Genomic DNA, 15,465 nt, shown 5'->3' with positions numbered 1-15,465 from the left:
CCAAGGAAAGTCAAAGGCAAGGTCAATGAAGGGTAATGGCGCAGGTGGGGCCGGGCTGTGAAGAGTTTTTGAACTGGGGGTGTTTCCGACTGAAAACAGCTAGAAATCGGCGGAAAACCGCCCCGGGACCAAAGGGGCGCGAGGCGTCGGAGGAGTGCGCGGCTGAGAGTTCGTCGCCTTCCTTGGAGGAGGCGGTGGCGGGTTTGCCCTGGGAGAGCAGCGCGTCGGTGGCCCACGCCTGGGTCGGCGCGGCAGTGACGGTGAGTGAGGAGGCGAGTAGGGGGGCGAGGTTCAGCGCGAGAGCGGGTCTGCGTAAAGACGGCATGGCGGCTCCTGAGGGGATGGGAAGCACGGGAGGCCGCCGCCGAAGAGGGCGGCGGCCTCCCGTGGGGAGAGGGTCGGCAGGTGAGTGGGTCATCGCAGGGAGCGGCCCCGGGCCCACCGGACAGGGCCGGCTAGGGAGCCGTCCCCCGCGGGCCGTTTCACCGCGGGGGACGGGTCAGGGGAAGGAGACCACCGTGGAGGGGACGGTCGAGGTGCCGGAGGGGGCGGTGGAGGCTCCGGTGTTGTTGATGACGTGGTTGTAGTGCCCCATGCCGCCGAGCGAGACCACCAGCAGGCTGTGGAACTTCACGCCCGGCTTGACCGGTGCCTTGAAGCCGTGGTCCTGGACGATCGTCGGATCGACGTTGTAGTTGCAGTAGCTGCCCATCCCCCAGCCCTCGTGGACGTCGACCGAGTCGTCGACCCGGTAGGCCGCGTACCCCTTGGTGTCGCCGTTCTGGATGGCGGCCTGGTTGGGGGCGTCGTACGCCTTCTCGTTCTGGTAGAAGATGGTCCTGCCGCGCTCGCCGTACCACTCGACGTCGTACTTGTTGAAGTGCTCGACGAACAGGCCGGTGGCCAGGACATCGTCCCCGTACACGCGGACTCCGTAATCGGCTCGGTTGGTCTCCCAGCCGACGCCCTCGCCGTGGTCGGCGCGCCAGACCCAGGTGTGGTCGATGATCACGTCATCGCTGTGGACGGCGATGGAGGTGGTGGCCTTGCCGGCGTGCGCGCCGCCGATACGGACGTAGACGTCCTGGACGGTAGTGGGGTTGGCGGCGTGGTCCGCCGAGGAGTTCTGCTGGCCGACCTCGAGCAGGGTCGGGGAGTTGACCGTGCCGGCGTCGATCAGGAAGCCGGCGAGCTTGACGCCGTCGACGTCGGCGACCTTCATCGCGGTGACGCCGCCGTCGGGGATGATCGTCGCCAGGCCGAGGCCGAGGACGACCGTGTTCGCGCGGTTCACGTTGATCGTCTGGTCGACGTGGTAGACACCCGGGGTGAAGAGCAGGTTGAGGCCCTGGGACAGCGCCTGGTTGATGGTGGCCGCGGTCGCGCCGGGCTTGACCACGTAGAACTTGTCCAGGCCGAGCGACTCGCCCTGCGGGGTGCCGTTCCAGGAGACGCCGCGGGCGTTGTCCCGCTTGGCCGGGACGAAGACCTTGTACGTGTTGCCGTCCAGGTACAGGAACGGCTTCTCACGGGAGATCGGAGTGGTGTCGAGGGTGGTGTACGGCGGGTCCGGGAAGCCGGTCGCCGGAGCGCCCTCGACACCCGAGAACGTCATGTTCCAGACGCCGTTGGTCCAGCCGCCCACCGAGCTGTCGCGGGTGTACCACTGCTGCTGCGAGTACGGACCGACCGTGCCGTCGATCTTGCTGTCGGCGATGTAGCCGCCGGACGCCCAGCCGTAGCCCGACGGGGCCAGGTCGAGGCCGCCCTTGACGTGCATACGGCGGAAGGAGGCAGCCTGCGACACGGCCCAGCGGTTGGTGCCGCTGGCCGGGTTCAGCGCCAGGTTCTCGGCCGAGCGCCAGAAGTTCTGGGTGGCGTTGCCGTTGAACCAGCCGGCGTCGACGGTCACGTCTCCGTTGATGGTGGTGTCGTCAGGTTTGAGGCCGAGACCGGCGACCGAAGTGTAGAAGCCGATCTGGGCGTTGAGGTTGTTGTAGGTACCGGGCTTGAAGAAGAACTGGTGCCGGCCGCTGCCGAACTGCGCCGACTCCTGCTCCTTGAAGACCTGGTCCAACTTCGCCTGGATGCCGGGTGTGGAGGGGTCGAAGACGTGCACGTTCGAGCCGAGGTCGCCGCCGCCGGGCAGCTGCGGGCCGCCGGTGCCGCCGGACTCGCCGTAGACCTTGAACTCCCAAAGTGAGAAGCCGTACTGGGTGCCGCGGGCGGAGCCGTACACACGGACGTAGCGGGCCTCGCCGCTGATGTTCAGGGTGTCCGTGCCGCCGTCACCGGTGGTGGTCTGGTAGGCGGTGGACCAGTCGGAGCCGTTGGTCGAGAGTTCGACGCGGTAGCCCTTGCCGTAGGCCGCCTCCCAGTCCAGGACGACCTGGCTGAGCTGCGTGGTCGCGCCGAGGTCGACGCGTATCCACTGGGGGTCGGAAGGGGCGCTGGACCAGCGGGTGGTGGCATTTCCGTCAACGGCCGAGGCGGCCGGGGTGCCGTGGTTCTCCTCGCTGGACGCGGTGACCGGCTTGCCCTGGGACAACAACGCGGGCGCGGCCTCGGCTCTCGTGGCGGGGACGAAGGCGAGAAGGGTGGCAGTCAGGGCGGTGACCACCACGCCGACGACGCCGCGGCGTCCGGTTCCGCGGGACACCGGCGTCGGGGTACGACGGCCGGGTCCGCGCGGCACCGGGACCGCTGGGGATATGCCGACTGCGGGCATGCGGGGGCTCCTTGAAATGAGACCGAAACGGGAGAGCGCTCTCCCGAACCCTGCCCGCCGCGACAGCCACGGTCAAGGATCCTGACAGGGCTTTTCTTTTGGCTTTTATTAAGTACTTGACGCTGTCGGGCGGGCTCGCCTCCTGGGGCGCGCGCTGGGTGGCGGGGCCGCGGCGGGAAGAGGTCGCCGTCCTGGCCGGGATGAACAGCGACTACTACGCCCGCCTCGAACAGGGCCGCGAGTGCAGCGCTTCCCCGCAGATCCTCGACGCGATCAGCGGCGCCCTGCGCATGGACGACGCGGCGCGCGAGCACCTGTACCGGCTGGCGGGCGCGGTGCGGGACGACAACCGGGACCTGCCGAGGGAAGCGGTCGGTATGGCGCTGAAGCAACTCCTGGACGGCTACACCAACGCCCCGGCGTTCGTCCTGAACCCGCCGCCGACACGGCCAGTACCACCGAACCCACTGCACAGCTTTCGTAGGCCGGACTCATGAGCGGCTTTATGGGCTTTTGGCCAGCCGTCGCGCGGGTCGGTCAACTGGACTGGCGGCCGCTCGACGGCATGCTCCCGGTGTCGTCGGCATGGCTTGCAAAGTGACTGCGGCAGAACCTCACCCTGATCGCCGCATCAGCTCTGGACCGTTTCCCTCCCGGTGCGGCGGGGCAGGATGACCGCATGATCAGTGCGAGCCGGCCCCTGTCGGCGGAGGCGGTCCCGGACGGGACGTTGCTTACCGGCTTCAACAGCGCGTACGCGCAGGCCAAAGACCGTGCTGTGCCGTTTGTCTGTGTTTCCCGGGCGCGTGGGTGTTGGACGGTGCAGGCGGACCTGGACACCGCACCGGCGTGGAATGGCATGCCTGGTCTGGGTGGGTTCCTGTGCCGTACGTGCGAGTGCCTGGTGGAGTGCGGCCTGGTGTCGCCCGAGTCGTCGGCCACCGCCACGTACCTGGTGCTCTACGGCCTGCAAGACGAGCCGGCCGCTCGGAGCCTGGCCGCGGCTTTGCACGCCGCCCTGCACGGAGACATCAAGCCGCTCGCCTTCTTTGGGTGACCACTCTGCGCGGACCTGAGCCCGGTCGCAGACTGCCGGCAGCGCATGGGCGCTGCGTTCGGCAAACTTGTGGCGCCCTGCGTCATGGTGTGGTGCTGGTGTGCTGTGCGGGGCGCTGGGGCGGTGCCTTGGGGTCGCGGTGACGTGGGTGGGTCTGGCGCGGTGGCCGGGTGAGGGTGATCTGCCGGACCAACTGCTGGAAGCAGGCCAGAGCGGCCAGCGAGGGAAGCGCCGCAGTGGTCGCGTCCACGGGGGTGCGCGGTGCCTGGGCGACGCACAGGAGCATCGAAACGCTGGAGAACAGCAGCACGACCGCCCACGAATGGGCCGCGCGGCGCCGGTGCAGAGCGGCGCGCAGGATCGACAAGGAGGCAGCCGTCCACGGCCCGTACACCAGCAGGGGCCACCACCCGGCCGTGACGCCGGAGGTGCGGTACTGGGCGAGATGGCGCAGCGGGTCGTAGGCGACCATGCCGCCGAAAACACACACCATGGACACCACGACAGCGCCGAGCGCGGCGAGAAGGAAGCTCATTGTCCGCAGAGCGCCCGTCGCATGTTTCTTCTTCCGGGGTGCGCGGCGGCGTCGGGAGGGGGAGGGGCGCAGGGGTGCGAGCTCGGCGGTGATCTCGGCCAGCCCCGCCAGAGGAGCACCGGCGCCTTCGGCGGACGGCAGCTCACCGGTATCCGCGGGCGGTGGACCCTCGGTCTTTTCCGTTCCGATGGTTTCGTGCAGCAGGTAGGCGAGTTCTTCCGCCGGGTCCCAGTGCACGTCCAGTTGCTCGACCAGGGGCACAGCGCGCTCCCGGACGCCGCCCGGCGGTGGAGAGTCGGCCGGATGAGACCAATCGCCGAGCGGGCCGGCAGGGGTGGGCGGATCGACGCGGCTGTGGCGGCCGCGGGACTCACCCATGAACAGGCTGCAGGTGGGGCTGACCACACCGAACACGTACTTCCGGGCTGCTCGACGCGGTGGCGCCCCCGGTCCCGATGCTTTCCAGCCGGGCCGACAGGTCATCGGGGAGCGAGGTTGAGTACTCCGAGGGGATGCGCCGGTCTTTGCCGTGCAGGGTCGCGTGGGTTCCCCGGACGGGAGGCCCCTCGGGCGGGGGGAAGGTCCACCCGCCCGTTCGAACCGTGCGCGTGGTGTTCTGTGCACCGGTCAGGTGCGCACCTGGGGCAAGCAGCGGACTCGCTTTCGTCATACTCGCTCCAACGCTGCGCGCATTAGGCAGGATGCGCGGCAAACGGGTGGCCGCCTTGTCGCATATGGAGTAATTCAGCCTGGTGGTTTATCGGTTCTGCAGGTGCTGAGGTATAGGGGGGTGTCTCCTGGTACGTGCAGTGCAGGAAGATCACGCGCGCCGGTATTCGGTGTCGGTCCGCGGGGCCGACACGCTTCTGAGACCCTGGGGCGCAGAGGCTCAGCTGTGTTCGCTGGGCGCGTTGCGGTGGGGGGCTGCTGCCGGTGCGGGGGGATCGCTTTCCGGTGTCGTCTGCCTGGATGGCCGGCCTGTCGGCCGGGGTCCGGTCAAAGCCGCTCCGAGCTTGCGGCGGCGCCGCTGTTCGGTGGCATCGACGTGCCGCATCCGGCCGGCCGACGACGGGACGACTGACCACAGCACGGTGCATGCCGAAACGCAGGCAATGGTGATCCACAACACGATGTCCGCCATGAGATTCCCTGTTCCGCCACCAACCCCTGGCAGCAAACGAGTCGGGCTTCCGCGAAGCGGCCGCCCATCGAGCACGCGATAGCACCCGCATAACGCGTCGACATATGCCAAGTTACGTAAGCTGCGTCGACTTGATCCCTCAGGACCGGCAAAAGGCATAAAAGGGAAACCGGTGAAACCCTCCCGCCGCACACCGGCCCTCGTCTGCGGCCCGTACGCCCCGCTCAGCGACTGCCTTGCCTCCAGAGGCTGCAGAGAACCGAACGCCGCATGTGAGGGTCCTCTTTCCGGCCATGCGACGTACTGCGGTGGGGGATCACGCCCCACTGTCTCTCGTACTGATTCCGTGACAGTGCCCCGCGCCACCGTTCCCCTGCCGCTGTCGACACGTTTTCAGACAATGAATCAAGATGACGCCACGGACCCCGCCGAGTCTCTCAACAGCTGGCCCGGACACACCCACCAGCCCGAAACACCGGTGAACGAAACAGGCAGGCTGACGCTCGCCCTGAAGTACCTGCAGCTCCTGCTGCTGACCCTCGCTGTCCTTGCCGCGGTCCTGAGCTTCGCCGCGGTACTGGCTGGCCTCGCCTGGCCCTGACCACGGGGGCACCGTTCCACCCAGCCGGCCCCGGGGCCCTGGGCCGAACTCCGATCGACGACGGGCCACCGGAACCGACTTCCGCCGAGCCGGTGCCCTGAGGTGGAATTTCTCCGGCAGATCGGTAACCGTCGGCCACGGGCTTCGGGCTTCGGGCCACGAGCGCCTTGGGGACGGGCGAGGCGTGAGTCGGTCGGACTCAGATCCGGCCGGATGGTCACGGGAACTCCCAAGGAAACTCTGACTCAGGACACTGGCCCCCGCTTCACCCTTCACCAGGGGGCACGCCCGGATCATCGGCTGGGAATGTGCTGGCCGATCCGGGTTTCGCTGTCCGTGGTGACAGGGGTGGGGCGTCCGGGCAGTGGACGGCGTGGTCCTTCCACGCGTCGGAATCGGCTTCGGGATCATGGAGGCGGATTTCGCCGCACAGGGCACACCGTTGGGCTCGGGCTGTTGGAGGCAGACAGTAAAACTCGCGGGCATCGGCGGACAGCGCGTAGGGCTCGATCATGTGCTGCCGTGTTCCCCCGTCAGCTATTTTGCCCTGGTGTGTGCAGGGCCCTCACAACGCGGGTCCGTGGGGACGGATACTCGCGTCAGCAAAACAACGACCATCAGGCAGCACGGTCACTGCCCGCGCGAAAACCCCGTAGGCGACACGGAGCAGACAACGCGGTGCGTGCAGGAAAAAGGCCCCCGGCCAGTGGCAAGGTGGGAGTGGTCGGCAGTCGCCCCCGGCTGCGGTGGCGGGCACCTTCCGGTCCGCCTCTTGTCCGGTCTCTCCCCCAGGGGGGTTCGCCGCGGTTCCAGTCTCGGGCAGTGCGGCCTCGCGCCGATGGTCGGCGGCTCCTTACTCTCCCCCGTCGGCGGAATGGAGCTGGAAGTCGACGACGACGCAACCAACCTGTCCGTCATCGGTGCGGCCGATCCAGGCGGGGTAGGCCCCGTCGCCCCGGCCGGCACGGAAGGCGATGAGGTTCGGCTCGGGCGCCGTGCTGGGCAGTTCGACGGTGAAATGGCTGCCGAGGGGTATGAACAGGTCCTCGTCCAGCTGGTCTTCGATCACCGTCCGAGTCGCGTCCATGAAAGCCGCTGTGCCGGTATCCACGCCAACCCCGTAGAACTGGCCCTCGCTGAGCAGCCCCAGGTCCTCGTCGGGCCGGAGGACCATTTCCCACTCACGGGGCGAGATGTCCAGGAACCTCACCCTGGCCGCGGCGACATCAGCCCCGCGGGTCGTGCGCAATAGCGACAGCGTGACCGGGAACTCGCCCGGTGGCACAGCGACGGTCCGCGGGGTCTCTCCGACCCAGCCAGGGTCCGAGACCGCCAGCTGCCCTGACGTGATCCGCAGCACGCCGGCGTCAACTAGCTCGACGACGGCCGGCCCATCCGGCGTGTCGCACGCACCCGGACTGAACAGTTTCTCAATTCCGGTGGCGCGCAGCGGTCCCGATCCTTCGTCCACCGACACGTCGCTCAGGACTACGGTCGTGGCGGGCTCGTGGCCCTGCTGGGCGAGGAACGGCGCGAACACCTGCCAGTCACCGAATTCCGGTACGGGGCAAAGGAAGCTTTCGACGGGCGCCCAGAACCGCCGCACGGGGACGCTCGCCGGGCCGGATGTTCGAGCCTGCAGTGGCTTCGCCGACGCTCCTCTCGGCCCGGCGAACTCGGACCTCACCTTGACCTGCCCGTCGGCCGAGACGGTCGTGGTCTCCTGAACATCCCACTTCCCGGACGAGTACTCCTGCTCGTTGGAAAACTGCCATCGGGTGTTCCGGTGAGCCAGCAACATCCCCGTGCCGTGCGGCTTGAGGTCGATCATCTGCATGCGCCAGGACCTGTCGTCGAACAGATACACGCGCCACATCCGACGCGGCCAGCGCTCGACCAGTGCCAGCGGCCGCTCCCCTGCGGACAGCAAAACCGCGTAATCCATCCCGACAGCATGTCTGCGTGCGGCGACCGCGCGCGACATCGGTTCTGGATGGGTCATTCCCTGCTGGGAACCCCACATCTCGCCGTACGACACATCAAGACTGTCGAAGATCACAGCCGCGCATCTCCCCCCGTGGCACCAGCCACCCCTGAGCAGCGGCGCTCGGCGGGTGACCCCTGCCGCAACGCCCTGCCCTTCCGAAGCTTCGTTGTGCCGCAGTCTGCCACTGAGGTATGACACACAGGATTGTGGGAGGCCAGCAACCTGGGGTTACCGACGAAATGGGCCGCCCCAGGTGACGAAACACAGTGACTCTGAAGCTTCTATAGATCGTCAAGCTGTAGGAGAAGGTCCGATCGGGCCGCTGAAACCGCTGGTGAGATGGCGGTAGACCTCTCGCGCGACGAAGCGCTTGAGGCACCTGAAGATTTTTTGTCCTTGGAACGAGAACCAGCTACGACAACGCAGTGAGAGCCAGCATGTCGTGGCCGGGATGATGTGGCACGTGCGGGGCCGCGGCGGCCGCGGGAGTGGGGTCAGGGTGAGCAGGTGGGGAAAGCAGCAGGACCGGCTGGTGATTCGGGCCGTCGACGTGCTGTCGGGTGTGCTGAGCGGCGCGGCACCGGAGCCGGCTCGCCGTGTCGTCGCCTCCCGGGCGCTGCTGGCCGTCGAGGAGTTGGTGTTCCCACTGCACGAAGAGCTGGTGTTGGCGGAAAACGCGGACGCCGCGGCTCGGGAGGCCACCGATGAGCAGTGGGCGGACGACGCCGCAGTGCGCCGGTGGGTGACCGAGACGCTGGCCGAGCACGCCTTTTCCTACAACGAGCTTCACGAGGTGTGGGAGGACGATCCGGATCACGTCGAGCCGCAGGGTGACCACCCGGTATGAGCGCTGCTAGAGCTGTCCCCCCTCGCGCGGCGCCTGCGGCTATGGCAGGAGGCGGCCGCGAAGACCGCGGTCAGCCTGGGCGGCGACGTCGGTGTCGGCGCGCACCAGATCGGACACTGGGCGGCGGGCCGCTCCCGACCCGGGGATCGAGAGCGGGAGGCACTGGCCAGGGCACTGGGTGTCCATCCGGCGTGGCTGCACGCTTCACGCGACGAGCAGCCCGATGTGCAGCTGTACCGGGTCGCGTCCTGCCCGTGCGAGAAGCCGACCGCCATGGCGCGCCTCGGGCTGGGCCGGGAGGAGCCGGACTGGTACGACAGCCCCGCCGAGCAGGATGCCGCCGTGCACTGGTGCGGCTGCGGGCAGTCCTGGGTGAAGGACGCGGCCGGGTGGCTGCTGCCGCTGCCTCCGGGCGAGGAGCCGACCCCGTCCGACGGGGACGTGGCCGGCCTCGGCCATCCTCTTATGCCCAGCCCCTCGGCAACGCTCGACGAGCCGTGGCCGCAGGCGCTGTGGCAGCCTCCGGCCGGCAGGAAGGGCCGCGCCCGCACCGCCTACCGGGTCCCCGAACTGCTCACCCGGGAGCCGCAGGCCCTGCCCGTAGGGCCGGATGTCACGCGCGTCGTCGTGCCGGCGCCAGTGTGGGGTGCCGGTTCGGCGGAGCGGCTTGCCGCGAACGCGTCGTGGTGCCGCACCTGCCGGGCCCTGGTCGACGCGCCCAAGGGGACGGCCGGCGGCCCGTGGGTTCTGCTGCACCGCAGCGAGCCGGAACGCGAGCTGAGCACCTGGACCTACCCCACCGAGAAGGACGCTCTGCACCACGGCGCCCATCTGGCCATGACGTACCTGCAGCTAGACGACGGTCCCCTCGACCGCGTGGCGTTGGACCTGTTCACTGGCCAGGCGCACGCCCAGGTCATCGACCGGTTCCTCGAACTGCACCCCGAGACGACCCAGTTCGAGATCGCCGAGCTCGTCCCCATGCGCCCTGACGAGTTCTGATCGCCGACGCGCTACCCCGGCCGCGCCGGGTCGGGCGGTCAGGCGTCAGCCGTCGTCAGCCAGGCGATCCACGCGCCGTCCTGTGCCCGGCCCAGGTGAAGGTCCGGCGTGTGATCGGCCATGCGGGCGCAGATCCGGCCGTAGGCCCCGTGGCGGGCGGGGCACAACCGGGCCAGTTCCTCGGGGGTGAGCGCCGCGAGGTCATCGGGAAGGTTCTGGCCTGCCGCGGTCGCGCGTGCCTGGGCGCCTCGGCGACGCTCGACGGCGTCCCGGCGCGCGGCGAGCAGGCGGAACCAGCGCAGGTCGCTGTCGTCCTGGTCGCCCGCAGGGGTGTAGAGACACTGGCGCGCACCGTGCTCGTCGAGCTCGTCGACGACGGTCATGCCGATCGCCTCCAGCATGCGGCACGAGGCGCTGTTGGCCTTCTGGGTGACCGCGACCAGCGGACCACCGCCAGGGACGGCATCCGTCCACCAGCTGACGGCCGCCGCGACGGCCTCCCTGCCCAGGCCTTCGCCCCAGGCGGCGGGGAGCAGCTGGCAGGAGAGTTCGACGCGTCCCTCGCACCTATGGTCGGCGCCGATGGTCACCAGGCCGATCGGCCGCTGGTCGGCGACGCGGACGACGGTCCAGGCACCGGCCGTCGTCGGGTAGGCGGCCTGCCGGGCGGCGACGCGATCCTCCGTAACCGAACCGCCGAGATGCGCGCGCACCCGGTCGTCGGTCAACAACTCGCTCACCAGGGGGCCGTCTTCCCGGGTGACCGGCCGCAGGAGGAGACGGTCGGTGCGCAGCTGTGCGGGCCAGACACGGTCCAAGGCGGTGTCGACAGAATCCATGGCGCTCACCCTTCCCTGAGCCGAGCATCGCCGTGCGGGATTCGCCCGCTACAGTCACGCGGCAGGGGGCCGGAGCCACTGACATTGGCTCCGGCCCCTGTACCTGGCGGCGAAAACGGGTCAGTCGGTATCCTCGCGCAGTTCGAGCAGGGCGAAGTACGTCTCACGCTGCTGCTCGGTCAGCTCGCCGTCGAGCGAGAGCGCCGACCGCAGGGCGCTCAGGGTGTCCGCCGCCGGCATCTTCCACGTCTTGTGGGCCTGGCGCTGGATCTCCCCGATGGTGGCGTACGCCTCGCCGGGGAAGCACCGGATGTACCAGTCGAGCATCTTGCCCACCGAGGGCGTCAGGTTGAGGTGCCACCACTCCGGGGACGCCTCACCATCCGTGGCGTCCTCGTCGTCGGCGAACATCTCGACGGTTTCGGCGAAGTCGTGCAGCACCGCTGCCCGCACGGTGCGCCCGAGGTGTTCAGTGGGGACGATCTGGTCGAGGCCGGCGGCCACCGACCAGGCGAGCTCGCCCGCGATCTGGGTGACGGACTCCTTGTTGCGGTGGCGCAGCACCCACCGCTTGCGCACGTCGGGCCGGTCGTACAGGGCGTGCTGGAAGTCGGCGGCGAACCGGTCGCGCACCTCGGCCGCCCCGGGCGAGAGGGCGTCACGGTCGTCGGCGGACATGGCCTCTCCGACGCCCGTGTAGGAGCGCTTGCGGGCCTCCACCCAGTCATCGGCCACCGCGCGGGCCCACTGGTCGCGACCGCCGACGACGGCCTGCGGGCGCGGGACCTCGCTGTTGCCGCGTGAGATGTAGGCCCGCAGCGTCGAGGCGGTGATGCCGCCCAGCTCCGCCATCTCCGGTGCGCCGATGAGCTGCGCCCCCGTCAGCTCGGGGCTGGAGACGTCGACCACGCACCGCTCCAGCGGCAGGGCACCGTCCTGCTCCTGGTGGTGCTTTGCCCACAGCGCCAGGTGGTCGAACCAGTTGTCCGGCCGCGGGGCGTCCGGGTCGAAGGTGGCCACCTTGCTGACGTAGGCCTTGGCCGGGTCGGCGCGGCCGTCGAGCATGTCGGAGGCGGTCACGGTGACGGCCATGCGGGCCTTGCGCTTCTCGTAATCCTGGGCAACGGGGTCCCAGACCTGGCCGGGCCGGTACCACGTATCACCGTTCCACCAGTAGCCGCCGGCGCGGAACAGCAGCACCTCGCCGTCCCACTCGGTGTGCAGGCCGGAGGTCTCGCCGTCCCGCACGAGCAGCACGGTCCGGCCGTGGTCGGGGTGGTAGCGCACCGCCCAGCCGAGCGCGTGGTTGAGCGGGTCGGTGGTGAAGGCCCGCCAGCTCTTGTCGGAGCGGTCCATGTCGAAGCGGCCCCACATGCCCGGGCCCCGGTTGCGGCCGATGGCCTCGATGGCCTCCGGCCCCTCGTCGAGCGGGAGGTGGGAGTCGTCGATGAAGGGCAGGCCCGGCACCGGATGATCGGTGCGCAGGCCGTTGGCGAGCGGAAGAACGTGATTCAAGGCTGATTCCTCGTTTCACTTCGAGTGCTGCACTCCTTGTGCATCACTGATGTTGTCTCCCTTATACATATGCGGCAACCCTCTTCGTGCAGCCGTTTCCGGCCAACCTCACAGCCAGTCGTCCGGGAACCGCTTACAGAGGTGACCGCGTCGGATACCTTCCTCTCTCATCCAACGCGACGGACAGGACACGACGACTCGTCGCAGCGCGTCACGACAGGAAGGAAAGCCAGCCCGTGCTCGAGTACTTCGCCCATGACGAGCCCCGCCCCGCCCCGTTCAACGCCGACGAGCTCAAGCCGGAGCACGCCAAGGCCATCGGTGCCTTCCTGGACGAGCGCGTGAAGGAACTCCGTGCAAAGCATCCTGCGGGCAGCCCCGAGGACCGCGCGGCCCGCACCTTGAAGGAAGCCCTCGGGATGCACCTCGACGCGCTCAACGAGTGCTTCGAGGATGAGGAGCCCGAGACCCTCCAGGCGCGCAAGACGTCCTGGAACCGGCTGGTGTTCATGGTCTGGCACTGGGAGGGCACTGAGGGGTACGACTCCTACCAGTGGCGGCTGGTCCGCCACCTTGACGCCGACGCCGCGGTCGAGAGCGCCCGCCGTCTTCTCGCGGCCCGTCAGGAGGCCGCGGACAAGAAGCGTGCCGAGCGGCAATAACCACGGTCACCCGGTACCTCGGGCCGCTCAGCTTGTTCTTTATGGTCTGACCTCGAACGATGTCCCGAACGTGATCGCTCGTACGAGGATTCCGGGGACGTGAACACGGCCTTCGTCTGATCCTGTGCTCCGACCAAAGAGGCACTTGACCAGTACGAAGGCCGTGGGGGAATGAGTCTGCTGCAACCCGATGTCCGGCGGGAGGCGTTCGGAGTGGCGTCACGCTTCCGGGGCGACTTCTTCGACTCCCTGCCCGTGCGCGGGGACACGCTGTTCGAGCTGACCGACGCGCTGCTGTGCGCGGACGGTGTGGTGGCCACGCCGGTGGATCTGACGCTGACGGCCGAGTACCGGCGTGGGCACGGCGCGATGTACGACGCGCTGAACCGCGGGGACATTGATGTGCCGCGGTTGCGGCAGGTGCTGGCCGGGCTGCCGCAGCCCATGGCTGCCGACGGGCGCCTGGTCCTGGCCGTCGACGTCACCCACTGGCTCCGACCCGACGCGCCGACCAGTGCGGACCGCTTGTTCTGTCATGTCTACGGCCGCAGCGGGCGCTCTTCGGACCAGTTCGTGCCCGGCTGGCCCTACTCGTTCGTTGCCGCGCTGGAGTCGGGCCGGACTTCGTGGTGCCAGATCCTGGACGCGCTGCGGCTGGGACCGGCTGACGATGTTGCCGAGGTCACCGCGTCCCAGGTTCGCCGGGTGGTCACCGACCTCATCGATATGGGCCGTTGGAAGGCAGGTGACCGTGACATCCTGATCGTCTTCGACGCTGGCTACGACGCTCCGCGCATGGCCTACCTCCTCGACGGTCTGCCGGTGGAAGTCCTGGGGCGGATGCGCACGGACCGCGTCATGCGCAAGCCCGTCCCGGTGCCGTGGATCTCGCCGCCGCAGGGCGGGCGTCCGCCGAAGCACGGCAAGGAGTTCCGCTTCGCCAAGCCCGACACCTGGGGCGAGCCCGATGCCGCGACTGTCCAGGCCACCGACCGCTATGGGACCGCTCGCGTCATGGCCTGGGACCGCGTCCACCCGAGGCTGACTACCCGCTCCGCGTGGATCGACCATACCGGCGAACTCCCCGTCATCGAGGGGACACTGATCCGCCTGGAGGTCGACCGTCTGCCCGGCGGCCACGATCCGCTTCCGGTCTGGCTGTGGTCGTCTGCCACCGGGATGACTGGCGAGGACGTCGACCTGCGCTGGCAAGCATTCTTGCGCAGATTCGATCTTGAACACACCTTCAGAATGATCAAGCAGACCCTCGGCTGGACCCGTCCGAAGCTCCGTACACCCGAGGCGGCGGACCGGTGGACCTGGCTGATCGTCGCCGCCCACACTCAACTCCGCCTCGCCCGCCCGCTGGCAGCCGACCTCCGCCGCCCCTGGGAGAGGCCGGCCGAGCCCGGTCGGCTCACCCCTGCCCGCGTCCGCCGCGGGTTCAGGAACCTCCGCCCACATCTCGTCTGCCCGGCCCGTGCACCGAAACCCAACCGGCCCGGCCCCGGACGCCCGCTCGGCTCGAAGAATCAGCGCCCTGCCACCCGCTACGACGTGGGCAAGACGACCAGACGCCCCGGCACCATCGCCGAACGTGACCAGTTCAGACCATGAAGAACAGGCTCAGCCGGCGAGCAGGGCGTGCACCCACTGGTCTTCGCGTTGCTCGATGTATTCGGCGTCGTTTCGCCAGGCGTCACCGTGGCCTTCAGCCCACAGCCTTGCCCAGGGCTGAACACCTTGGGCTGTCTGATCTCGCAGGAAGTCGTGCATCGAACGCGTACGGCGCCCCAGCAGAGGGACCAACCGACGACGGTCGGACTCATCGAGACCGTACGCGTCGGCGAAGACTCGCAGTCGTTCCGCCGCGTCCGGGCGCTGCCAGTCTGGATGTGCGGACAGCGGGATGAACCCGTGAATGGCGTATGCGACATCCCACAGGAGGGAGCCGGGACCTGCTGCGTCCCAGTCGATGATGGCCCACCGCGTCTCGTCTGCGACCACGAGGTTCCAGGGGGCCAGGTCGTTATGGGCAATGATGTCGCTGCCCTCGGGAGGGATCAGCGTCTGCCAGTGCGCGTCCGACGGCGGCGTGAAGTCCCGCACGGCATCGTGGAAGTCTCGGATGAGACGTGCAACGCGAGCCAGCCGTCGAGCGGGTTCCATCAACGAGAATCGGTCGGGCCAGACCACATGTCCCGGCATGAAAGTCAGGACCTCACGCCCTTGATCGTCAACGCCGAATGGGCGAGGCGCCGCGCTGAATCCCACCTCGTGCAGGTGGGCAAGCAGGGCATGCACGGAGGGAGTCCACGGTCCGGCCGGACGGCGAACGGTATCTCCGACGCGAACGACACCATCACTGACGTTGCCGCCAGGCAACGGCTGTTCATCATCGTGCTGCATCGAACCAGTGTGTCGGACCAGCTCGCCATGATCACCCCATTACTGACTTGCGCTCGTCGGGGTGAATTCTCGCGAAGTCCCTGGGGGGTGTGGGTGGATGGCTGTATCCGTGGTGTATGAGATACGCGGATGGGGGCGGGTT

12 protein-coding genes and 2 pseudogenes are annotated in these 15,465 nt (G+C 68.7%); 8 read left to right on the top strand and 6 right to left on the bottom strand.

Features of this window, described 5'->3' with window-relative positions; translation table 11 throughout:
• Positions 1–499: 499 nt before the first annotated feature.
• Positions 500–2,728 (bottom strand): discoidin domain-containing protein, encoded by a 2,229-nt coding sequence (locus ABD374_RS32295; RefSeq protein ID WP_344500309.1) that lies wholly within the window; start codon positions 2,726–2,728, stop codon positions 500–502.
• 131 nt (positions 2,729–2,859) lie between these two features.
• On the opposite strand from ABD374_RS32295, the pseudogene ABD374_RS32290 reads away from it, so the two are divergent.
• Both ABD374_RS32290 and ABD374_RS32285 read left to right on the top strand, forming a co-directional pair.
• Positions 2,860–3,162, top strand: a pseudogene (locus ABD374_RS32290) (helix-turn-helix domain-containing protein); the annotation flags it as partial.
• A 245-nt stretch (positions 3,163–3,407) separates the two neighbouring features.
• Positions 3,408–3,785, top strand: a complete 378-nt coding sequence (locus tag ABD374_RS32285; RefSeq protein ID WP_344500307.1) for a hypothetical protein — start codon at positions 3,408–3,410, stop codon at positions 3,783–3,785.
• Between the two features lie 82 nt (positions 3,786–3,867).
• Here ABD374_RS32285 and ABD374_RS32280 read toward each other — a convergent pair whose 3' ends face one another.
• Entirely contained in the window at positions 3,868–4,581 is a 714-nt protein-coding gene (locus ABD374_RS32280) for a DUF2637 domain-containing protein (RefSeq protein ID WP_344500305.1), read from the bottom strand.
• 1,280 nt (positions 4,582–5,861) lie between these two features.
• Here ABD374_RS32280 and ABD374_RS32275 point away from each other — a divergent pair.
• The gene (locus ABD374_RS32275; RefSeq protein ID WP_344500303.1) at positions 5,862–6,062 is read left to right on the top strand and encodes a hypothetical protein; all 201 of its coding nucleotides are present in this window, start codon (positions 5,862–5,864) and stop codon (positions 6,060–6,062) included.
• Between the two features lie 853 nt (positions 6,063–6,915).
• Here the strand turns inward: ABD374_RS32275 and ABD374_RS32270 are convergent.
• Complete coding sequence (locus ABD374_RS32270; protein WP_344500301.1) at positions 6,916–8,121, bottom strand: DUF4241 domain-containing protein; 1,206 nt, start codon at positions 8,119–8,121, stop codon at positions 6,916–6,918.
• A gap of 460 nt (positions 8,122–8,581) precedes the next feature.
• Between ABD374_RS32270 and ABD374_RS32265 the strand changes: the two genes are divergently transcribed.
• From ABD374_RS32265 to ABD374_RS32255, 3 genes and pseudogenes are all read left to right on the top strand, one after another.
• Complete coding sequence (locus ABD374_RS32265; RefSeq protein WP_344500299.1) at positions 8,582–8,896, top strand: hypothetical protein; 315 nt, start codon at positions 8,582–8,584, stop codon at positions 8,894–8,896.
• A gap of 3 nt (positions 8,897–8,899) precedes the next feature.
• A pseudogene (locus ABD374_RS32260) lies at positions 8,900–9,076 on the top strand (helix-turn-helix domain-containing protein); the annotation flags it as partial.
• A 93-nt stretch (positions 9,077–9,169) separates the two neighbouring features.
• Positions 9,170–9,898, top strand: coding sequence for a hypothetical protein (locus ABD374_RS32255; RefSeq protein WP_344500297.1), 729 nt, complete (start codon positions 9,170–9,172; stop codon positions 9,896–9,898).
• Positions 9,899–9,936: 38 nt separating this feature from the next.
• Here the strand turns inward: ABD374_RS32255 and ABD374_RS32250 are convergent, their stop codons facing one another.
• Together ABD374_RS32250 and ABD374_RS32245 are read right to left on the bottom strand one after the other, a co-directional pair.
• Positions 9,937–10,737: a GNAT family N-acetyltransferase gene (locus ABD374_RS32250; RefSeq protein WP_344500295.1), complete on the bottom strand. Its 801-nt coding sequence runs from the start codon at positions 10,735–10,737 to the stop codon at positions 9,937–9,939.
• A gap of 120 nt (positions 10,738–10,857) precedes the next feature.
• Complete coding sequence (locus ABD374_RS32245; protein WP_344500293.1) at positions 10,858–12,252, bottom strand: hypothetical protein; 1,395 nt, start codon at positions 12,250–12,252, stop codon at positions 10,858–10,860.
• A gap of 236 nt (positions 12,253–12,488) precedes the next feature.
• On the opposite strand from ABD374_RS32245, the gene ABD374_RS32240 reads away from it, so the two are divergent.
• Positions 12,489–12,914: a hypothetical protein gene (locus ABD374_RS32240; RefSeq protein ID WP_344500291.1), complete on the top strand. Its 426-nt coding sequence runs from the start codon at positions 12,489–12,491 to the stop codon at positions 12,912–12,914.
• Positions 12,915–13,085: 171 nt separating this feature from the next.
• Entirely contained in the window at positions 13,086–14,531 is a 1,446-nt protein-coding gene (locus tag ABD374_RS32235) for an NF041680 family putative transposase (protein WP_344500289.1), read from the top strand.
• A 9-nt stretch (positions 14,532–14,540) separates the two neighbouring features.
• On the opposite strand, the gene ABD374_RS32230 is transcribed toward ABD374_RS32235, so the two are convergent.
• Complete coding sequence (locus ABD374_RS32230) at positions 14,541–15,323, bottom strand: phosphotransferase enzyme family protein (protein ID WP_344500287.1); 783 nt, start codon at positions 15,321–15,323, stop codon at positions 14,541–14,543.
• Between the last annotated feature and the right edge of the window lie 142 nt (positions 15,324–15,465).

Source organism: Streptomyces enissocaesilis, assembly GCF_039533765.1.
GTDB classification, from domain to species: Bacteria; Actinomycetota; Actinomycetes; order Streptomycetales; family Streptomycetaceae; genus Streptomyces; species Streptomyces enissocaesilis.
The sequence above is the reverse complement of the archived record's forward strand: the minus strand, read 5'-3'. Positions and strand labels throughout refer to the sequence as shown.